This is a genomic window from Pseudomonas entomophila (assembly GCF_013523125.1).
GTDB classification, from domain to species: Bacteria; Pseudomonadota; Gammaproteobacteria; order Pseudomonadales; family Pseudomonadaceae; genus Aquipseudomonas; species Aquipseudomonas entomophila_B.
The window spans coordinates 40,499-60,396 of record NZ_JAAMQJ010000008.1; the positions used below are offsets into that span (position 1 = coordinate 40,499).

The 19,898-nt window shown below is 65.8% G+C and carries 17 protein-coding genes; 13 read left to right on the forward strand and 4 right to left on the reverse strand.

Going from position 1 to position 19,898, the window contains the following annotated elements:
* Positions 1–7: 7 nt before the first annotated feature.
* The 13 genes from flhF (at position 8) to G7007_RS06770 (ending at position 12,115) form a co-directional block, all read left to right on the forward strand.
* Positions 8–1,327 (forward strand): flagellar biosynthesis protein FlhF, encoded by a 1,320-nt coding sequence (gene flhF, locus G7007_RS06710; protein WP_181100175.1) that lies wholly within the window; start codon positions 8–10, stop codon positions 1,325–1,327.
* Between the two features lie 102 nt (positions 1,328–1,429).
* Positions 1,430–2,272 carry a flagellar synthesis regulator FleN gene (gene fleN / locus G7007_RS06715; protein ID WP_181100301.1) on the forward strand — a complete coding sequence of 281 codons (843 nt, stop codon included), beginning with the start codon at positions 1,430–1,432 and terminating at the stop codon, positions 2,270–2,272.
* Entirely contained in the window at positions 2,269–3,009 is a 741-nt protein-coding gene (locus G7007_RS06720) for an RNA polymerase sigma factor FliA (protein WP_181100177.1), read from the forward strand. The genes fleN and G7007_RS06720 overlap by 4 nt, the downstream gene beginning before the upstream one ends.
* Before the next feature lie 202 nt (positions 3,010–3,211).
* The gene (locus tag G7007_RS06725) at positions 3,212–3,586 is read left to right on the forward strand and encodes a chemotaxis response regulator CheY (protein ID WP_181091644.1); all 375 of its coding nucleotides are present in this window, start codon (positions 3,212–3,214) and stop codon (positions 3,584–3,586) included.
* Positions 3,587–3,601: 15 nt separating this feature from the next.
* Positions 3,602–4,390: a protein phosphatase CheZ gene (locus G7007_RS06730; protein WP_181100179.1), complete on the forward strand. Its 789-nt coding sequence runs from the start codon at positions 3,602–3,604 to the stop codon at positions 4,388–4,390.
* 12 nt (positions 4,391–4,402) lie between these two features.
* Positions 4,403–6,637: a chemotaxis protein CheA gene (locus G7007_RS06735; protein WP_181100181.1), complete on the forward strand. Its 2,235-nt coding sequence runs from the start codon at positions 4,403–4,405 to the stop codon at positions 6,635–6,637.
* 45 nt (positions 6,638–6,682) lie between these two features.
* On the forward strand, positions 6,683–7,822 hold the full coding sequence (locus G7007_RS06740) for a protein-glutamate methylesterase/protein-glutamine glutaminase (RefSeq protein ID WP_181100183.1): 1,140 nt from the start codon (positions 6,683–6,685) through the stop codon (positions 7,820–7,822).
* Positions 7,822–8,562, forward strand: a complete 741-nt coding sequence (locus G7007_RS06745; RefSeq protein WP_181100185.1) for a flagellar motor protein — start codon at positions 7,822–7,824, stop codon at positions 8,560–8,562. Before G7007_RS06740 ends, G7007_RS06745 begins: the two co-directional genes overlap by 1 nt.
* A 2-nt stretch (positions 8,563–8,564) precedes the next feature.
* Entirely contained in the window at positions 8,565–9,452 is an 888-nt protein-coding gene (gene motD, locus G7007_RS06750; RefSeq protein ID WP_181100187.1) for a flagellar motor protein MotD, read from the forward strand.
* Positions 9,453–9,498: 46 nt separating this feature from the next.
* Positions 9,499–10,287, forward strand: a complete 789-nt coding sequence (locus G7007_RS06755) for a ParA family protein (RefSeq protein ID WP_181100189.1) — start codon at positions 9,499–9,501, stop codon at positions 10,285–10,287.
* Positions 10,287–11,174, forward strand: a complete 888-nt coding sequence (locus tag G7007_RS06760) for a CheW domain-containing protein (RefSeq protein WP_181100191.1) — start codon at positions 10,287–10,289, stop codon at positions 11,172–11,174. Before G7007_RS06755 ends, G7007_RS06760 begins: the two co-directional genes overlap by 1 nt.
* Before the next feature lie 64 nt (positions 11,175–11,238).
* On the forward strand, positions 11,239–11,718 hold the full coding sequence (locus G7007_RS06765) for a chemotaxis protein CheW (RefSeq protein WP_060394371.1): 480 nt from the start codon (positions 11,239–11,241) through the stop codon (positions 11,716–11,718).
* Between the two features lies 1 nt (position 11,719).
* Positions 11,720–12,115, forward strand: coding sequence for a DUF2802 domain-containing protein (locus tag G7007_RS06770; protein WP_181100193.1), 396 nt, complete (start codon positions 11,720–11,722; stop codon positions 12,113–12,115).
* Positions 12,116–12,254: 139 nt separating this feature from the next.
* Here G7007_RS06770 and G7007_RS06775 read toward each other — a convergent pair whose 3' ends face one another.
* From G7007_RS06775 to fliK, 4 genes are all read right to left on the reverse strand, one after another.
* Positions 12,255–14,993, reverse strand: a complete 2,739-nt coding sequence (locus tag G7007_RS06775; RefSeq protein ID WP_181100195.1) for a dermonecrotic toxin domain-containing protein — start codon at positions 14,991–14,993, stop codon at positions 12,255–12,257.
* A 176-nt stretch (positions 14,994–15,169) separates the two neighbouring features.
* Positions 15,170–17,908, reverse strand: a complete 2,739-nt coding sequence (locus G7007_RS06780; protein WP_181100200.1) for a dermonecrotic toxin domain-containing protein — start codon at positions 17,906–17,908, stop codon at positions 15,170–15,172.
* Positions 17,909–17,967: 59 nt separating this feature from the next.
* Positions 17,968–18,309 (reverse strand): EscU/YscU/HrcU family type III secretion system export apparatus switch protein, encoded by a 342-nt coding sequence (locus G7007_RS06785; protein ID WP_181100202.1) that lies wholly within the window; start codon positions 18,307–18,309, stop codon positions 17,968–17,970.
* A complete protein-coding gene (gene fliK / locus G7007_RS06790) occupies positions 18,306–19,880 on the reverse strand; it encodes a flagellar hook-length control protein FliK (RefSeq protein ID WP_181100204.1) in 1,575 nt (524 codons plus the stop codon). The genes G7007_RS06785 and fliK overlap by 4 nt, the downstream gene beginning before the upstream one ends.
* Positions 19,881–19,898: the final 18 nt, after the last annotated feature.

Below are 19,898 nucleotides of genomic sequence, written 5' to 3' on the forward strand. Positions count from 1 at the left end.
GTGGAATATGCAAGTGAAGCGTTTTTTCGCTGCCGATATGCGTCAGGCCATGAAACTGGTCAGGGACGAACTCGGCTCCGACGCGGCGATCATCGGCAACCGGCGTATCGCCGGGGGTGTCGAGCTGACCGCTGCGCTGGATTACAAGCAGTCTGCGCTCGCCCCTCGCGTGCCCAACGCCGAACTCGAAGCCGAGCTGCGCAAGACCCAGTCGCGCATCGTCACCGCCCAGGCCGAGCTGAACAGCCGCCAGGACGCCCCCGAGGAAGACGGTGGCAACCGCCAGCTGTTCGCCGGCTTGTCCCTGACCGCGTCGGAGCCCCTGGTCGAGTCTCACGTCGAGAAGCCCAAGGCCGTACCGGCCGCCGCCCCGGCTGCGGTCGACCCACGCCTGTTCGACGCGATGCGTTCGGAACTGTCGGGCCTGCGCGAGCTGCTGGAAGTGCAGCTGGGCTCGCTGGCCTGGAACCAGTTGCAGGGCAGCCGTCCGCAGCAGGCCACCCTCTGGCGTCGCCTGCAGCGCATCGGCCTGTCGGGCGCATTGGCGGGCAGTCTGTTCGAGCGCGTGGCTGGCATCGACGATGCGCGCCAGGCCTGGCGGATGATCCTGGCGCACCTGGCGCACATGATCAAGGTGCCCCAGGTCGAGCCGATCGAGGAGGGCGGGGTGATCGCCCTGGTCGGGCCGGCCGGCATGGGCAAGACCACCACGCTGGCCAAGCTGGCCGCGCGCTATGTCCTGGCCTACGGTGCGCAGAACCTGGCGCTGGTGAGTATGGACAGTTTCCGGATCGGCGCCCAGGAGCAGCTCAAGACCCTCGGCCGCATTCTCAACGTGCCGGTGACCTACGTCGATCCGGGCGAGTCCCTGGTCCAGGCCCTCGAGCCGCTGGCACGCAAGCGCGTGGTGCTGATCGACACGGCTGGACTGCAGGCCAGCGACCCGGCGCTGCGCATGCAGCTCGACTCCCTGGCCGGGCGCGGCATCGCTTCGCGCAACTACCTGGTCCTGGCCACCACCAGCCAGAAGCAGGTACTGTCGGCCGCCTACCACAGCTACAAGCGCTGCGGCCTGGCCGGTTGTATCCTGAGCAAGCTGGACGAAACGGCAGGCCTGGGCGAAGTCCTGAGCCTGGCCATCGAACACGAACTGCCCGTGGCCTATCTGACCGATGGGCCACGGATACCCGAAGACCTGCACTTGCCGCGCAAGCACCAGCTGGTGAGCCGCGCGGTGAGCGTGCAAGTGCAGGACGAGCCCAGCGACGAGGCCATGGCCGACATGTTCGCCGATCTCTACCACAACCCTGGCAAGCGCGCAGGTTGACCATGAACGAAGTGCAGACCACCTCCAAACAGGGGTTCTCCAGGGCTCGCCCCCTGAAGACGACGTCCCTCGTGCGGCTTGGATGCCAGCGAGACAAGGTAAATAACAGACATGGGTAGCATGCATCCTGTACAGGTGATCGCCGTGACCGGCGGCAAAGGCGGCGTTGGCAAGACCAACGTTTCAGTGAACCTGTCGCTGGCCCTGGCCGAGCTGGGGCGACGCGTCATGCTGTTGGACGCCGACCTGGGGCTGGCCAACGTCGACGTGCTGCTGGGCCTGGCGCCCAAGCGCACCCTGGCGGACGTGATCGAGGGGCGCTGCGACCTGCGCGACGTCATGCTGCAGGGGCCCGGCGGCATCCGTGTGGTCCCGGCGGCTTCCGGCACCCAGAGCATGGTGCAACTGGCGCCGGCGCAGCACGCCGGGCTGATCCAGGCCTTCAGTGAAATCGGCGACAACCTCGATGTGCTGGTGATCGACACCGCCGCGGGGATCGGCGATTCGGTGGTGAGCTTCGTGCGCGCGGCCCAGGAAGTGCTGCTGGTGGTCTGCGACGAGCCGACCTCCATCACCGACGCCTACGCGCTGATCAAGCTGCTCAACCGCGACTATGGCATGAACCGGTTCCGGGTCCTGGCCAACATGGCGCAGAGTCCCCAGGAAGGGCGCAACCTGTTCGCCAAGCTGACCAAGGTCACCGACCGCTTCCTCGATGTGGTCTTGCAGTACGTCGGCGCCGTGCCGTACGACGAGTGCGTGCGCAAGGCCGTGCAGAAACAGCGCGCGGTCTACGAAGCCTTCCCGCGCTCCAAGTGCGCGCTGGCGTTCAAGGCCATCGCGCAGAAGGTCGACAGTTGGCCACTGCCCGCCAACCCACGCGGGCACCTTGAATTTTTCGTCGAACGTCTGGTGCAACCGACCAGCGCGGGGCCGGTATTATGAGTGCGAACGGGTTCAAGATGTACAGCAAGCCATCCAAGGATGCGCAGTACGCGCTGATCGAGCGCCATGCGCCCCTGGTCAAGCGTATCGCCTACCATTTGCTGGCGCGGCTGCCGGCCAACGTGCAGGTCGAGGACCTGATCCAGGCCGGCATGCTCGGTCTGCTGGAAGTCGCCAACAAGTATGACGCCAGCAAGGGCGCCAGCTTCGAGACCTACGCCGGCATCCGTATCCGCGGGGCCATGCTCGACGAGGTCCGCAAGGGCGATTGGGCACCCCGCTCGGTGCACCGTAATACCCGCATGGTCAGCGATGCCATGCGCGCCGTCGAAGCCCGGACCGGACGCGACGCTAAAGATAATGAAGTCGCTGCCGAACTCAATATGGGCCTGGATGATTATTACGGCATCCTGAACGATACCTTGGGCAGCCGCCTGTTCAGCTTCGACGACCTGTTGCAGGACGGCGAGCACGAAGGCCTGCACGAGGACGGCGCCAGCGCCCAGCTCGGCCCTTCGCGCAACCTGGAGGACGAGCGTTTCCAGGCGGCCTTGACCGATGCGATCGCCAACCTGCCGGAGCGCGAGCGCCTGGTGCTGGCGTTGTACTATGACGAGGAGCTGAACCTCAAGGAAATCGGCGAGGTCCTGGGCGTCAGCGAATCACGTGTCAGTCAGTTGCACAGCCAATGCGCCGCCCGCTTGCGCAGCCGCCTTGGCGAATGGCGCGCGCGATAGAGCTACAAGCCGCAAGCTAGAAGCTAAAAGCTAGAAGCGTGAGCGAACAGAATCAGCAGTGGGGAAGGGGTCGAGTACCGTGCACACGACCCTGGTCAGCTTGAAGCTTGCCGCTTAGAGCTTGGCGCCGACCCTCCCCGAAAGACGCACGCTCGGCGCCGAGCGTGTTTGAGAGTGCCTGGAGGCCTAATTGAACAAAGACATGAAAATCCTCATCGTCGACGACTTCTCGACGATGCGGCGGATCATCAAGAACCTGCTGCGTGACCTGGGGTTCACCAACACCGACGAGGCCGATGACGGCATCACGGCGTTGCCGATGCTGCAGAACGGTCACTACGACTTCCTGGTGACCGACTGGAACATGCCTGGCATGTCCGGCATCGACCTGCTGCGCAAGGTCCGCGCCGACGAGCGCCTGAAGGCCTTGCCCGTGCTGATGGTCACTGCCGAAGCCAAGCGTGACCAGATCATCGAGGCGGCCCAGGCCGGTGTGAACGGCTATGTGGTCAAGCCGTTCACCGCCCAGGTGCTCAAGGAAAAGATCGAGAAGATCTTCGAACGCGTCAACGGTTGAAGTCCAGAGGGCGCCATGCAGTCAAATCAAACGTCGCTCGGGGAGTTCGAATCGACTCTCAAGAAGCATGCCCAGGAACTGGTCGACAGCCTCGAGCGAGGCCGTTTCGGCGAGGCCGTGCAGCTGATCCATCAGCTCAACCAGACCCGTGACCGCGGCCTGTACCAGGAAGTCGGCAAACTCACCCGCGAGCTGCACAGCGCGATCGTCAGCTTCCAGATCGACCCGCGCATGCCGCAGGCCGAGGAGGTCTCGCAGATCACCGACGCCACCGAACGTCTGGACTACGTGGTCAAGCTGACCGAGGGCGCGGCCAACCGCACCATGGACCTGGTCGAAGCCGGGACCCCGTTGGTCAACGACCTGGCCAACGAAGCGCAGGCGCTGAGCGCCGACTGGCAACGGTTCATGCGCCGTGAAGTCGATGCGGCCGAATTCCGTGAACTGGCCCGCCGGGTCGACGGTTTTCTGACGCGCAGCTGCGAGGGCAACCGCAAGGTCGGCGGCCTGTTCAATGACATTCTGCTGGCCCAGGACTATCAGGACCTGACCGGGCAGGTGATCAAACGGGTGACCACGCTGGTGACCGACGTCGAAAGCAATCTGCTCAAGCTGGTGCTCATGGCCAGCCAGGTGGACCGTTTCGCCGGCATCGAGCATGACCACAATCAACTGCGCGCGGAAAAAGATCACGAAAAACATCCGCCGCAGGGTGAAGGTCCGCAGATTCATGCCGATAAGCGTGAAGACGTCATGTCCGGTCAGGACGACGTCGACGATCTGCTGTCCAGCCTTGGTTTTTAGGGAGCACCTTTGATGAGCTTCGGCGCCGATGAAGAAATCCTTCAGGATTTCCTGGTAGAGGCCGGCGAGATTCTCGAGCAACTGTCCGAACAACTGGTCGAGCTGGAAAGCCGCCCGGACGATGCGGACCTGCTCAATGCGATCTTTCGCGGATTCCATACTGTAAAAGGGGGCGCCGGCTTCCTCCAGCTCAACGAGCTGGTGGAGTGCTGCCATATCGCCGAGAACGTGTTCGACATCCTGCGCAAGGGTGAGCGACGCGTGGATGCCGAGCTGATGGACGTGGTCCTGGAAGCGCTCGACACGGTCAACCGCATGTTCGGTCAGGTGCGCGAGCGCACCGACGTCACCCCGGCCACGCCTGAGCTGTTGGAGGCCTTGGCGCGTCTGGCCGAGCCAGCAGGCGCCGAGACGCCCGCTGCAGCCGTCGCCGTGCCTGAACCGGTCGCACAGGCGCCCGTGGCGGTCGTCGAGCAGGACATCACCGATACCGAGTTCGAGCAGTTGCTCGATTCGCTCGATGCGGTCAAGGCCGAAGCCGAGGCGGTCGAGCTGGGTCAGGCCGAGCCCGTTTCGCCCGGTGGCGACGACATCACCGATGCCGAATTCGAATCGTTGCTCGACCAACTGCACGGCAAAGGGCAGTTCTCGCCGGCCGTGGCAGTCACTGCCGCACCTGCCGAGCCCGCGCCGGCGCCGGCCGGCGACGAGATCACCGACGACGAGTTCGAGTCGCTGCTCGACCAGCTGCACGGCAAGGGCGCCTTCAGTCCCCAGGCGCTGCCGGCCAGTGCCGCTGCCGACGCGCCGCCAGCCGTTGTCGACGATCACATCAGCGATCACGAATTCGAAGCCTTGCTCGACCAGTTGCACGGCAAGGGCAAGTTCTCCAGCGACAGCGTGGCCGACGAGGGCGCGGCGGCGACCGCGCGCGTGGCAGCGCCCGTCACGACACCCGCAGCGGCCGCCCCGGCAGCGGCCCGTAGCACGCCGGCGGCTTCGGCAGCCGCGCCGGCCAAGGCCGTTACCCCGGCCCGCGCAGCGGCGCCGGTGGCCGAAAAGCCCGTGGCCAGCGAAGCGGAAACCACCGTGCGGGTCGACACCGCGCGCCTGGACGAGATCATGAACATGGTCGGCGAGCTGGTGCTGGTGCGTAACCGCCTGGTACGCCTGGGCCTCAACAGCAACGACGAAGCCATGTCCAAGGCCGTCTCCAACCTCGACGTGGTCACCGCCGACCTGCAGACGGCCGTCATGAAGACCCGCATGCAGCCGATCAAGAAAGTCTTCGGCCGCTTCCCGCGCCTGGTCCGTGACCTGGCCCGCCAGCTCAAGAAAGAGATCAACCTGGAGCTGGTCGGCGAAGAGACCGACCTGGACAAGAACCTGGTCGAGGCCTTGGCCGACCCGTTGGTACACTTGGTACGCAACGCGGTCGACCATGGCATCGAGTCGCCCGACGAGCGCGAGGCCGGCGGCAAACCGCGCACGGGCCACGTGGTGCTGTCGGCCGAACAGGAAGGCGACCACATCCTGTTGTCGATTTCCGACGACGGCAAGGGCATGGACCCGGACGTGCTGCGCGCCAAGGCCGTCGAGAAAGGCCTGATGGACCGCGATGCGGCCGATCGCCTGAGCGAGTCGGACTGCTACAACCTGATCTTCGCGCCGGGCTTCTCGACCAAGACCGAGATTTCCGACGTCTCGGGCCGAGGCGTCGGCATGGACGTGGTCAAGACCAAGATTTCCCAACTCAATGGCTCGATCAACATCTATTCGGCCAAGGGGCAAGGCTCGAAGATCGTCATCAAAGTGCCGCTGACCTTGGCGATCATGCCGACCCTGATGGTGATGCTGGCCAACCAGGCGTTCGCCTTCCCGCTGGTCAACGTCAACGAGATCTTCCACCTCGACCTGTCGCGCACCAACGTGGTGGACGGCCAGGAAGTGGTGATCGTGCGCGACAAGGCGCTGCCGCTGTTCTACCTCAAGCGCTGGCTGGTCCGCGACCAGGTGCACGAGGAACAGCATGAAGGCCATGTGGTGATCCTGTCGGTCGGCACCCAGCGCATCGGCTTCGTCGTCGACCAGTTGGTCGGTCAGGAAGAAGTGGTGATCAAGCCTTTGGGCAAGATGCTGCAGGGCACGCCTGGCATGTCCGGCGCCACCATCACCGGCGACGGGCGCATCGCGCTGATTCTCGACGTCCCGAGCATGCTCAAGCGCTACGCCGCGCGGCGTATTTGATCTTTGGCGACGCGCCCGCAGGGCGCGTCGCCTAACGGAGTGTTTATGGCAGTCAAGGTCCTGGTGGTGGATGATTCGGGTTTCTTCCGCCGCCGCGTCACGGAAATTCTTTCATCGGACCCCCTGATTCAGGTGGTCGGCACTGCCACCAACGGCAAGGAAGCGATCGAACAGGCCCTGGCGCTCAAGCCTGACGTGATCACCATGGACTACGAGATGCCGATGATGGACGGCATCACTGCGGTCCGCCACATCATGCAGCGCAGCCCCACCCCCGTCCTGATGTTCTCCTCGCTCACCCATGAGGGCGCGCGGGTGACGCTGGATGCGCTGGACGCCGGTGCGGTCGACTTCCTGCCGAAGAACTTCGAAGACATTTCCCGCAACCCGGACAAGGTCAAGCAACTGCTGTGCGAGAAGGTGCACAGCGTCTCGCGCAGCAACCGTCGTCGTCCGGCCTATCTCTCCAGTCATCCGCTGCCTACGCCGAGCAGCCTGAGCGGCCATGCCGCGCCGGCCGCCCAACCTGCCCAGGCCGCGCCGGCACCGGCGCGCAGCCCGATCCCTTCGCGCATACCGGCACCGGCACCGCAGTCGGCCAGTTCGCCGACGCCTCGGCGCAAGCCTTACAAACTGGTGGCCATCGGCACCTCGACCGGTGGGCCGGTAGCGCTGCAGCGTGTGCTCACGCAGTTGCCCGCCGGCTTCCCGGCACCGATCGTGCTGATCCAGCACATGCCGGCCGCGTTCACCAAGGCCTTCGCCGAACGGCTCGACAAGCTGTGCAAGATCCGCGTCAAGGAAGCCGAGGACGGCGACGTCTTGCGTCCCGGCCTGGCGCTGCTGGCCCCCGGCGGCAAGCAGATGATGGTCGACGGCCGTGGCACGGTGAAGATCCTGCCGGGCGACGAGCGCTTGAACTACAAGCCTTGCGTGGACATCACCTTCGGTTCGGCGGCCAAGGCCCACGGCGACAAGGTCCTGGCGGTGGTGCTCACTGGCATGGGCGCCGACGGCCGCGAAGGCGCGCGCCTGCTCAAGCAGGGCGGCAGCACCGTGTGGGCCCAGGATGAGGCCAGTTGCGTGATCTATGGCATGCCCATGGCCATCGTCAAGGCCAACCTGGCCGATGCGGTCTACAGCCTGGACGACATCGGCCGGCACCTGGTGGAGGCCTGCGGCTGATGGATGTGCTGAGCCTGATCGGCCTGATTCTGGCCTTCGTCGCCATCGTCGGCGGCAACTTCCTCGAAGGCGGGCACGTGTCGGCGCTGGTCAACGGCCCGGCCGCACTGATCGTGCTGGGCGGCACCCTGGCGGCGGTGCTGTTGCAGTCGCCGCTGCCGGCGTTCAAGCGCGCGCTGCAGATCGTCGGCTGGATCTTCTTCGCCCCGCGCGAAGACCTGGCCGGGGGCATCGACCGGGTGGTCGGCTGGAGCCTGACCGCGCGCAAGGAAGGTCTGCTCGGGCTGGAGACGATCGCTGATGCCGAGCCGGACCCTTACGCCCGCAAGGGCCTGCAACTGCTGGTCGACGGTGCCGAGCCGGAGGCGATCCGCAGCATTCTCGAAGTCGACTTGCTGACCCAGGAAGGCCGTGACCTGCAGGCGGCCAAGGTGTTCGAGAGCATGGGCGGCTATGCGCCGACCATCGGCATCATCGGCGCGGTGATGGGCCTGATCCACGTGATGGGCAACCTGGCCGACCCGGCGCAGCTGGGCAGCGGCATCGCCGTGGCCTTCGTCGCCACCATCTATGGGGTGGCCAGCGCCAACCTGATCCTGCTGCCGATCGCCAACAAGCTCAAGGCCATCGTGCTGCGCCAGTCGCGCTACCGTGAAATGCTGCTCGAAGGGCTGCTGTCGATCGCCGAAGGCGAGAACCCGCGCTCCATCGAACTGAAGCTGCAAGGCTTCATGGAGTAGCCATGCGCCGTCGCCATCGCACCGAGGAACCCGTCAACCATGACCGCTGGCTGGTGTCGTACGCCGACTTCATCACCTTGCTATTCGCGTTTTTCGTGGTGATGTACTCGATTTCCTCGATCAACGAAGGCAAGTACAAGGTGATCTCCCAGGCGCTGGTCGGGGTCTTCAACGATCCGGCCCGCAGCACCCGGCCCATTCCGGTGGGCGAGGACCAACCCGTAGGCGCGCGCCCGGCGCAGCCGTTGATCAAGGACAGCGAGCAGACCGACGCCGGCCTTGGGCAGAGCGCCAGCGACGCCTTGACCCAGATCACCGACGACGTGCGCCAGGCGTTCGGCGACCTGATCGACGCCAAGCAGATGACCGTGCGCGGCAACGAGCTGTGGATCGAGATCGAGCTCAACTCGGCGCTGCTGTTCGGCAGCGGCGACGCCATGCCCAGCGATGCGGCGTTCGGCATCATCGAGAAGGTCGCCCACATCCTCAAACCGTTCGCCAACCCGGTACACGTCGAAGGCTTCACCGACAACCTGCCGATCAGCACGGCGCAGTACCCGACCAACTGGGAGCTGTCGGCGGCGCGCTCGGCGAGCATCGTGCGCCTGCTGGCGATGGAAGGGGTGAACCCGGGGCGCCTGGCCGCGGTCGGGTATGGCGAGTATCAGCCGGTGGCCGGCAACGACACCGCCGAAGGTCGCTCGCGCAACCGGCGGGTGGTGCTGGTGATTTCGCGCAACCTCGAAATACGCCGCAGCCTGACTGGGTCGGGCAGCGCCAACGCCACGCCCGATGCCGCGTTGCAGCGGGCTGGCACACAACGTGCACCGGCATCGCCAGCGACGTCGGAGTCGGCGAGTTCCGTCAAATCTACGTCACCGTCTTCTTGAACCGTTCCCGACAGGGCCTCTGGGCCAGCGGGTGGAAACACGCACGATGAGAGTCTGGGCAGTAGCCAATCAGAAAGGTGGAGTCGGCAAGACCACCACGACCATCGCCCTGGCCGGCCTGCTGGCCGAGGCCGGCAAGCGCGTGCTCGTCGTCGACCTCGACCCACATGGTTCGATGACCAGTTACTTCGGGCACGATCCGGATGTGCTCGAGCACAGTTGCTATGACTTGTTCGTGCACAAGGGTGCCGTGCCCGATGGGCTTGCGGGGCAACTGCTGCTGCCGACCAGCGATGAGCGCATCTCGCTGCTGCCGTCGAGCACTGCCCTGGCCGTGCTCGAACGCCAATCGCCGGGGCAGGGTGGGTTGGGGCTGGTGATCGCCAAGAGTCTGGCGCAGTTGTGGCAGGACTTCGATTTCGCGCTGATCGACAGCCCGCCACTGCTCGGGGTGCTGATGGTCAATGCGCTGGCCGCCAGCCAGCAACTGGTGGTGCCGGTACAGACCGAGTTCCTAGCGGTCAAGGGGCTGGAGCGGATGATCACCACCTTGGGCATGATCAATCGCTCGCGCCAGCAGGCCTTGCCGTACACCATCGTGCCGACGTTGTTCGACCGGCGCACCCAGGCCTCGCTGGGCACGTTGAAGTTCTTGCGCGATGCGCACCCCGCGCACGTCTGGGAAGGCTACATTCCGGTGGATACCCGGCTGCGCGACGCCAGTCGCGCCGGTGTCACGCCTTCGCAACATGATGGCAAGAGCCGCGGCATCATCGCCTATCGGGCGCTGCTCAAGCACTTGCTGACACCCCGTTCCAGCCTGCAGGTAGCCTGATGAGTCCAGCCCGGCCCACCACGATCCGTCCGCAAGCGGCATTGCAGTCCTACCTCGATGGTCTGCTGCAGGAGGCGACCGAAGCGTTCGACGCGCCCGTGCCTGCACCCGTCGCGGTGGCGATCGCCGCCCAGGCACCGGTTGCCAACGATGAATTCCAGGCGGCGGTGCTCGAAGAACAGGTCCGTGACGCACGGGCCTCCAGCGCCGCGCGCGCGCCGCGGCCCTTCGCCGAGCCGCCTGCACCGCTGGCGCTGTCGACGGTGCTGCCGCTGCGCGAAGCAGCCTTGCCGGCGGTCGAGGTCGTGGCGCTGCGCCCGGTCGACGAGACCGGCGTGCCCGAACCTATCGCGCCCTTGGCCGATCTGCATCGCCCCCAGATCATGGGCCCGCGTCTGCCGTCCACCCCGGACGGGCGGCCGGCCTGGGCCGCCGAACCGTTCGAGTGCCTGCTGTTCGACGTGGCCGGGTTGACCCTGGCCGTACCGCTGGTGTGCCTAGGCTCGATCTACCCGTTGGCCGGACAGGCGCTCACGCCGCTGTTCGGGCAGCCGGACTGGTTCCTGGGCATCCTGGCCTGTCAGGCGGGCAACCTGAAGGTGCTGGACACTGCGCGCTGGGTGATGCCCGACCGCTACCGGGACGATTTCCGCCAGGGGCTGCAGTACGTGATTTCGGTTCAGGGCTATGAATGGGGATTGGCCGTGCACCAGGTCAGCCGGTCGCTGCGCCTGGACCCCAGCGAGATCAAGTGGCGCAGCCAACGCGGCCAGCGGCCCTGGCTGGCCGGCACGGTGATCGAGCACATGTGTGCGCTGCTGGACGTCGCCGAGCTGGCCGAACTGATCGCCAGCGGTGCCGTCAAGCAGCAGCAGGCCGGTAAATGAATACGCGCGCTTCGCGCACTCACGCAGCACAGACCGCCACCGCGCGGCTTTCGAGGGTAGGGTAATGAAGAAGTCGTCAGCACAGGGTTCCGAAGATCCGATCCTGCAATGGGTCACCTTCCGCCTGGACAATGAGTCCTATGGCATCAACGTCATGCAGGTGCAGGAAGTCCTGCGCTACACCGAGATCGCGCCGGTACCGGGTGCGCCGAGCTACGTGCTGGGGATCATCAACCTGCGTGGCAACGTGGTGACGGTGATCGACACCCGTCAGCGCTTCGGCCTGATGCCCACCGAAGTGACCGACAACACCCGTATCGTGATCATCGAGGCGGACAAGCAGGTCGTGGGCATCCTGGTCGACAGCGTCGCCGAAGTGGTCTACCTGCGCCAGTCCGAGATCGAGACCGCGCCGAACGTGGGCAATGACGAGTCGGCCAAGTTCATTCAGGGCGTGTGCAACAAGAATGGCGAACTGCTGATCCTGGTCGAGCTGGACAAGATGATGACCGAGGAAGAGTGGTCGGAACTGGAGAGCATCTGAGTTGATCTTCGAAGCGGGCTTGCTGTTCCTGGCGCTGCTCTGGGCCGTGAGCCTGTGGCTGTTCCTCAACCACATCAAGCGCCAGCGCCAGCTGCTCGTCGAGCAGGCGCTGGGCGACGCCTTGCGCGACCAGCGCATCAAGGACCTGGCCAAACGCCTGGACGATTACCAGAGCGGCACCGTGCGCATGGGCGAAATGCTGCACGAGCTGCGTCTGCTGGTCGAGCCGTTGCCCGAGAAGCTGCAGCAGCTCGAGCAGCGCGATCCCAAGAGCCTGACCTATCATCAGGCGGCAAAGTTGGTGGGGATGGGCGCCAGTGTCGAAGAGCTGACCCAGTCCTGCGGGCTGACCCAGGCCGAGGCGCAACTGATGAGCAAACTGCATCGCACGCCGTGACGAGCGTCCATGCCATCGGATTGTCGGCTCGCTGTTTCGAGCCTGGGGCGGCTTCGGCTACAGGACCGTGCCGCTGTTCGACGGCGTCCGACGAACGCTCAGCGCCTCCGGGCGCTGAGCGGGTCGGGCCGGTACGGTGTCAGGCCCACGAATGCAGCCCACCGATCCGCGCCACGCGTGCCAGCGGCGAACGCGCTGCACGCACTGCATTCAGCGCCTCCAGGTTGACGAACCGGTAACTGTTGATGCGCGGAATCGCGTACAGCTGCGCCAGCTGTCGCAGCCTGTACAAGTCAGGCAAGGTGCGGTCGACGACATCGGTCAGCACGTCCGGGCCCGTGAGCCAACTGATCTGTCTGGCATAGCGTCTGAAGGCGACCGGGTTGGCTGCGCGGCTGGGACGTATCGGGTAAGGCTCCACGGTACGCAGGTAGCGTGCGCGCATCGCTTGACTGATCGCCAGCAGTGTCGGGTTGCCGGCGTGGCTGCCGATCATGCTGTTGTTATAGCCCGAGTCCAGGCCCATCAGTTCGTTCTGTACCGGTGGCTGCAGCAGCAAGCCATCGGGGGTCGTGGCCAGCTCGACATCGTCGAGCACGGCTTTGCCGGTGTCAGGGTGCAGCAGCAGCGTGTCATCGACGTCCATGTAGAGCCCGCCTTCGCTGTGCAGCATCGGGTAACGCAGCACATCGGCGGCAGACGCATAATTGCTCGCCGAGCTGCCACCGGCGAGTGCCGCCTGGTACTGGGCGTAGTCCGGGCCTTGCTCGAACGCCTGGTAGAAGCCTTGATCCTCCAGCACCAAGACCTCCAGCCCGGGTACGTGGCGGCTCAACTGCGCCAGGTTGTGGGCAAAAGCCTCGGGGCTGCGGTTGGACAGCAGCAGTCGGTACCCATAGGCGCTGTCGGTCAGCGCCCGAGCATTGTGGGCAAGATTGTCCAGCACCTGGGTCTTGATTCGTTGGTCGCCGACCCACAAGGCGGTGATCTGCTTGGGAATGGGCGTGGCACCTTCTGGCAGGGGGGGTGGCAACTCGACGGGCAGTGGGAGGTCGACGCCCAAGGCGCGCAGGGTCGCCATGCGCATGGCATCGGTCACCGGATGACTCGGAGCACTCACCTGGCGCAGGTTGCCAGTCTCTGGATCAGGCGCGTAGTAACGAGGTTGCACCTCGTTGAGGTCTTCCTCGCGCAAGAACAGGTTGCTTTCCATGTCGTAAAACAGGTCCAGTGACTGCGCATAGCCGCCGCCCAGATCCTCGTAGCCCCTCAATAGGTCTGGCCTACCGTCATAGCGCGGATGGCGCCTCACGCAGCGGGCTACCTCGCTATCGCCACCGGCCAATGGCTCGATGGTTGGCCGATGATTGAAGTAAGGCGCGACGTCCTGGTCTGGCAGGCGCGGCGGGTCGATCGGACTGAGCGGGTAGCCGATCTGGTCGTTCAAGCGGCTCGGCGCGACGAAGCCTTCGTGCCAGGTCTGGAACAGGCCGTCCGTGGCCTCGCCGACGACGTGCACCACACCGGGCACGGCATTGAACAGACCGTAGACGATCTCGCCGATACCCTCCTGCTGGTCATGCAAGGTCTTGCCATTGATCGCCTCGTCCAGGCCGACACCCAGTTGAACGATGCCGCCGACCGCGAGCAGTGGGGCCAGGCCCGGTACCACGAAGGACAGCGGCAGGAGCAGGGCGAGGGCACCGTCGAGGTAGTGGCGCCAGCGCTGCTTGCGTACTGCTTCGTCGCTGGTGATGAGAAAGTCGGCATCGTCCAGGCTGCGCTGGCGCTGGTGTTCGGCCAGGGCCTGGAACAGATCGCCGTGCAACGCTGGGCTGTAGGTGTCGGGACGGTACTGGACGTAGGTGCGCGGCGGCCATTTGCCGTCGTCGTTGAAGACGCCATGTTCAGGCGGCAGGCGATGACGCCGAGGGTAGGCGGCCAGCCCTTCCAGGGCGGTGTCCAGGCCACTGAAATCGATGCCCTGGGGGCCATCGGCCAGACGGAAGTGACGTTTCAGGTGACGGCGCTTGACCTCATCCTTGCACTGCTCGCCGACCCATGTCCTGAGCAGGTCCAGGCTGGCGAACTCGAGCAGCGGCGCGCTGTTGCCGGGGACGTAAAGCACCGTCAGGTCGCTGTGCGTATCGTGCAGGCACAGTAGATCGGTGGAGGTGTAGCCATAGATGTTGAGCAGGCGGGCCCTGAACGTGGGAGGGCGCGCCAGCAGGTCTGCCGCTTGCCAGACCAGCCTGCGTGCCGCCTCGCCGAGGCTGCCCTCGGCCACCTGCTTGTTGCAGGCGGCGATGACGTTGAGCTTGAAACACAGGCGATACTCGCCTGCATGAGCCTGCCAAAACCGTTCGAGCTGCGCCTTGTACCGCGTCGAGAAGTCCAGTGCCTCAAGATGGCTTTGCAGCGTCTCGGCCGCCACGTCGATGAGCGTCGACGAGTCGAAGCGCATAGGCTCACGGCGCTGGAACAGGCCGTTGAAGACACGGTACGACGGCGCGTTCGACAGCAGCGGCGGAGGCTCGAGCGCTTCGACCACGTCGAGCGGGCCATCCGTGGGAAAACGTCCCGCCCAAGGTGCACCGATCAGGGCGCCGAACACGTCGTTGGTCGATTCGCCCTGCCAGTTGGCCAGCACCGCCTGCGGCAGGCTGAGGCGCTGCACGACCTGCGCGTGGTAACGACCCGAGGCGTGGAGTTGCAGGTGCAACGTCACCACATCGATCGCGTCGGGGTCGAGGCTGACCCCTTGGCTGCGCAGCCAACTGGCGATGGCCTTCCGGGCTTCGCGATCGGGGCGCGGCAGTTGAGCCAGGTGGTCGCGCACGCGTTGTACGCCTTGGGAGTTGATGCCGGTATGAGCCATGAGGGATCTCCAGGGATGAGGAACTCGCAAGCCTCCGCCCAGAAGGGCGCAGCCGGGCGGTAGATAGTGCTGAGCGGCATGGCGCCGCTGCAGGCGAGCGATTCGCCTCGCACGAGCGAGGCCAGGCGGGGCACTGCGCAAGCGATCCCTGCCCAGCCAAGTTACCCAGGCAGTGCCTATCGCGTCGTACGCCAACTGTGCGCGCTCCCGACGTCCGCAAGGCGGTCCAGCGGCAAGTAGGTCTTGAGCAATTGGTTGAACCAGCGCAGGTTGACCACCTGATGCGCATCGGTGACCGGCGAAATCATCAACACGCAGATCTCCCGCAACTGCCGTAACCACGGCAGGCGCCTATCGATCACGTCGTTCATCAGCCCAGGCCCGGTCAACCGGTTCAGGCGCCGCGCGTAATCGCCAAAGGCGACGGGGTCGGTTTCCACGTCCGGACGGCTATCGTAGAACGTGGGATCGTTCGCGTAGCGGGCCTGCATTTCCTCGAGCATCGCGTCGAGCGTGGGGTTGTCCGGATGGCTGCCGATCATGCTGGTGTTGTATTTGAAGTACAGGCCCAACGGGTCGTTGGACACGGGTGGCGCCAGCAGCAGCCCTTCCTGAGGTGTGCGCAGGGTCATGCCAGCCAGGCGCGCACGCGGTTGGCCCGACACGGTCGTCGTCACCAGGCGATCGTCGGCATCCAGGTACAGGCCGCCTTGTCGTTTCAACAGCTGAAAACGCAGGATGTCGCAGGCCGAACTGAAGTTGCCTGCGCCCGTGCCCGAGACGTTGAGCGCCGCTTCGAATTGCGCGAAACAGGGCGAGGCCGTGAAGTCCTGATAGAACGCCTGCTCTTCGAGCACGCGCACCGACAGGTCCGGCGCCTGCGCCGCCAGCAGGGCCTGGTTGCGCTCGAACGCCGCAGTCGAGCGTCGCGAGAGGTACAGCTCGAACGTGTGGTCGCTGTCGCGCAAGGCCCGTGCATTGTGAGCCAGGACGCTGATGAACGGCTCTTCGAGCGTCCGATCGCCGACCCACAGGCTGGCCACCCGCTTGGGAATCGCCTGGGGCTGCAAGGCTTCGAAGGGGGCCGGTGAGAGGGGCAGGTCCACGTGGATGCCCAGGGCACGCAAGGTGGCCATGCGCGCCTCGGCGTCGACCTGACGTTCGCCCTCGGCCAGTACCATGACGCCACGTTGCTCAGGGCTGGCGATCCAGCGCTGAGCGCCAGGGTCTTGGATTTCGCGGCTCTTGATGAAGGCATTGCTGCTCAGCTCGAACTCGACCGACGCTTCGGTGCGTTCCCCGTCGAGGTCGAAAACGCCATAGATGCGCGGGAACAGGTCATGGTCCACCCGGGTGCAGAACGAGGTTTCCAACGACCCTCCATAGATCGTCAGGGGTCGGAACGCAGTGTGTGCAGGCGCCAGCTCGGCGAGCTCGATCTCACCTCCGGGCGATGGACTGCGGGTCAGCTGTTCGCGCATGTCGGCCCATGTCACGAAGCCAGGCCGGCGATATTCGAACACCCGCGGCGTCTGCCGCAGGGCCTCTGCGGCCAGCGGCAACGCATTGAGCAGACCGAAGACCTGTTGTCGTATGCCTTCGGTCTTTTCCGCCAGGGTGGTGCCCTCGATCACATGGCGCAGGCCGAAGCCGAACTGCACGGCCCCCGCGACGGCCATGAGCGGGGCGAGGGCCGGAACCACGAGGGCCAGGGGCATCAGGACGTTGAGGCCGACCTGAAGGTAACTGCCCCAGCGGGCACGGTCGATCTGGTGGTTGCTGACGATCTGGCTATCGGCGTCGGCGTAGGAGCGCTGCCGCTCCAGGTGAGTCAGATGGGCGAACACCTCGTCCGTAATGGCAGGACTGTAGCGCTCGGGACGGTAATCGACGATGTATTCGGGGTCCCAGCGACCGCTGGTGGCGAAGCCTGGATGGTTGGGGCCGAAGCGATGGACCTTGGGAAACACGCCCAGCCCTGTCAGCGCCGTGCTCAGGCCGCTGTAGTCCAGCCCGTCGGGCCAGTCGGCACGCTTGAAATGCTGCAAGAGCTGCTCGCGCCGTGCTTCTGTCTGGCATTGCTCGGCGACCCAGTGCTTCATCGCCAAGGGTGTGTCGAAGGCGTGCAGCGGTGAGGTATTGCCAGGGATGTACAGGACGTTCAGGTCGCTGCGCGGATCGGCGATCCGCAGGATCGAAACGGCGCTGTAGCCATAGACGTTGAGCATTGACAACCGCACCTGGCCGAGCGCCGGCACGAGGCCTGCCGCCTTCCAGACCAGCGCTTGGGCGGCGCGCGTCAGGCGGCCCTCGGTCACCTGTCGGTTGCAGGCGGCCACCAGGGCGATCTTCAACGCACGTCGGTAGGCCATCTCCTGCCGTTGCCAATAGGCGTGCAGGTGTTCCTTGAACCGATGATGAAAGCGCAGGCTCCAGATGAACCCTTGAAAGGCCTCGGCGCGAACGGGAAGCAGGGTATCGGGGCTGTACCGTACCGGCGTGGTGCGTCGATACAACCCATTGAAGACCTGGAACGCGTCGGTGTTCGACAGCACGCCTGCCGGCGCCAGGCGTTCGACCACGTGCAGGGGCCCGAACGGCGCCTGGCCTGCCCAGTCGCCATAGTGAAAGCCGCCATAGCCGGTTGCCGTTTCGCCCTGCCAATTGCCGAGCAGTGCGGCGACCAGGTCCATCTTCTGCCGAACGATGGCGTTCTCCCGAAAGTGAGTGCGGCCTTCGCCCAGGGGTTCGTATTGGTAGTGAACGGTCACGATGTCGATGTCACGTGGCGACAGGGTCACGCCGTGCTGTCGCAGCCATTCGCCAAGGAGCTGGTGGGCCATCTCGTCGGGGCGGGGAAAGTCGACCAGGGCCTCGCTGGCAAGGCGCTGGGTGTCGGGGGCGATACGGTTCATGGGGATCCTCGAGGTGAGCGAACGCCGTGAGGATCCTGGGTGGACAGCCTGCCAAGGTGCTACATATGGCTGGAGTCCGGTAACCCCGGCAACGCGGGCGTGACGTCACGCTCGGTGGCCGTCCGTTCTTCGAACCCCGCCGGCGCCTTGCCGCGCAGGCGCCAGGCGAAGGCGATGATTTCGGCGATGGTCAGGTACAGTGCTTCGGGGATCTGGTCGCCCAGTTCCAGGCGCGCCAGCAGCCTGACCAGCTCGGCGTTCTCGTAGATCGGCACCTCGTGCTCGCGGGCCAGGGCCAGGATCGCTTCGGCCAGCTCGTCGTCGCCCTTGGCGCTGAGGGTCGGTGCCTGGGTGCCATCGTAGGTCAGGGCGATGGCCTGGCGTGGAGGTCGTTCGTTCATGCGGTTTCATCCACCCAACGGTGTTCGAGACGGGTGCCAGTGCCCTGAGGCGGCGTGCCGGCGTGGCAGGCCAGATCGCCGACGTCCAGGCCACGTGCCACCAGGTGCATCCGCAGGTCGTCCAGCTGTCCGTCCAGCAGCATGGCGGTGTCGGCGCGCTCGGCCCAGAGCTGGGCGGACAGGCGTGCCTGGCTCAACTGAGCCTGTACCTGCAATGGCCCCAGCGGCGCCACATCGAACGCCAGGTCGATGCGCCACAGCGCCTGCAGCGGGTCGCGCTGTTCGCGCGGTGGGTCATCCTCGCGCGGTGGGGGCTCTTCGCGCTGGAGCTTGACCTGGATCGGCACGAAAGCCTGGTCCTGGCGCAGCGCCAGCTCGCTCTGCCAGGTGGTCTGCACGTTGCCGCGCTCGTCGATGCCGGTCTGTTGCAAGCTGGCCAGTTGATGGTTCTGCAACCGCGAGATGGCGGCGGCAGCCAGGCGCAGCAGGTGCTCGAGGTCGCCTTCGCCCTCGCCCTCGGCCAGGTGCTGCAGCAGCCGAGCGGGCAGCGGGAAGCCGCCTGGTTGTGGACGAGGGCCGACCTGGCCGAGCATGCCCAGGGCGTTGCGGACCATCCCGGGCAGGGCCTGGGCCAGGTTGCCGGCGGCCAAGGCAGGCGGCTGCGTCGGGTTGCCCGGCACGCCAGGCAGTTGGGCCACCAGGCGCAGCATCTGCGCCTTGAGGTCGCCGGCCAGGCCGCCGGGTTGACCGGCCAGCAAGCTGGCCTCGAGAAACGCACCCGAACGCGCGAAGGCTTGCGCCAGGCCCTTGGCATCGGTCAGCTGCGCCAGGTCCGGGAGGGTACTGAGCAAGGTCTGCACCGCCGTGCGCAGCGCGGGGTCGACCGGTGCATCGGCGGGCAGGGCCTGCAGGGCCGCGAGCAGGCCGGGCAAGGAGGCCTGGCGCGCTTGCTGGTTGAGTAACTGTTGAGCGGTCACCAGCTGCTCCTGACGGCCGGCCAGCGGCACGAAGCGCAAGGTCTGATCGTTCTCCACCAAGGCACTGAGCAGGCTGCCGACGGCCAGCGGGCGAGGGCTATCGAGGGTCAGCGTCGCGCCGGCCTGGGCGGTGTTGAGCAGGGTGGCCAGGATGCGGTGATTGACTGGCTGGCCGGGTACCTGGGGTTCGACCTGGCTGGTGACCACCTTGGCTTGCAGCAGGGTGCCTACGGGCGTGCGCGCCGTGTCCAGACGTACCAGCGTGTCGCTGCGGGTCGTGTCCAGCTGACGCACCATCAAGCCCGGCGCACCGCTGGGCGGCTGGCTGACCAGCAACTGGCTGCCTTCGGGCAACGGCTGACGCGCGCTGACCTGTACCTGGTTCTGTGCGCCGTTGGCCTGGGTCAGGCGCAGCAGCATCTGGAAATCCTGACCGCTCTGGCGCAGCGAGACCACTTCGGCCTGCGCATCCTCGCCCGAGGCCAGCGGGCTGGTCTGGGGCGGTGTCAGGCGCAGCACCTCGCCGCTCGGCGCCGTTCTGACGGGCGGTGGACTCATGGCCGCTGGGGCGTCGAGACGTTTGATGTCGCTCATGGTCTGTACATCCTGTCG

Excerpts from the sequence above, each read along its gene's own strand:
- G7007_RS06725 (WP_181091644.1), top strand. The coding sequence starts at position 3,212 with ATGAAAATCCTCATCGTCGACGACTTCTCGACGATGCGGCGGATCATC.
- G7007_RS06780 (WP_181100200.1), bottom strand. The coding sequence starts at position 17,908 with ATGAACCGTATCGCCCCCGACACCCAGCGCCTTGCCAGCGAGGCCCTG.
- G7007_RS06730 (WP_181100179.1), top strand. The coding sequence starts at position 3,602 with ATGCAGTCAAATCAAACGTCGCTCGGGGAGTTCGAATCGACTCTCAAG.
- G7007_RS06785 (WP_181100202.1), bottom strand. The coding sequence starts at position 18,309 with ATGAACGAACGACCTCCACGCCAGGCCATCGCCCTGACCTACGATGGC.
- fliK (WP_181100204.1), bottom strand. The coding sequence starts at position 19,880 with ATGAGCGACATCAAACGTCTCGACGCCCCAGCGGCCATGAGTCCACCG.
- G7007_RS06720 (WP_181100177.1), top strand. The coding sequence starts at position 2,269 with ATGAGTGCGAACGGGTTCAAGATGTACAGCAAGCCATCCAAGGATGCG.
- G7007_RS06745 (WP_181100185.1), top strand. The coding sequence starts at position 7,822 with ATGGATGTGCTGAGCCTGATCGGCCTGATTCTGGCCTTCGTCGCCATC.
- G7007_RS06765 (WP_060394371.1), top strand. The coding sequence starts at position 11,239 with ATGAAGAAGTCGTCAGCACAGGGTTCCGAAGATCCGATCCTGCAATGG.
- G7007_RS06760 (WP_181100191.1), top strand. The coding sequence starts at position 10,287 with ATGAGTCCAGCCCGGCCCACCACGATCCGTCCGCAAGCGGCATTGCAG.
- flhF (WP_181100175.1), top strand. The coding sequence starts at position 8 with ATGCAAGTGAAGCGTTTTTTCGCTGCCGATATGCGTCAGGCCATGAAA.
- G7007_RS06735 (WP_181100181.1), top strand. The coding sequence starts at position 4,403 with ATGAGCTTCGGCGCCGATGAAGAAATCCTTCAGGATTTCCTGGTAGAG.
- G7007_RS06755 (WP_181100189.1), top strand. The coding sequence starts at position 9,499 with ATGAGAGTCTGGGCAGTAGCCAATCAGAAAGGTGGAGTCGGCAAGACC.
- G7007_RS06740 (WP_181100183.1), top strand. The coding sequence starts at position 6,683 with ATGGCAGTCAAGGTCCTGGTGGTGGATGATTCGGGTTTCTTCCGCCGC.
- G7007_RS06775 (WP_181100195.1), bottom strand. The coding sequence starts at position 14,993 with ATGGCTCATACCGGCATCAACTCCCAAGGCGTACAACGCGTGCGCGAC.
- motD (WP_181100187.1), top strand. The coding sequence starts at position 8,565 with ATGCGCCGTCGCCATCGCACCGAGGAACCCGTCAACCATGACCGCTGG.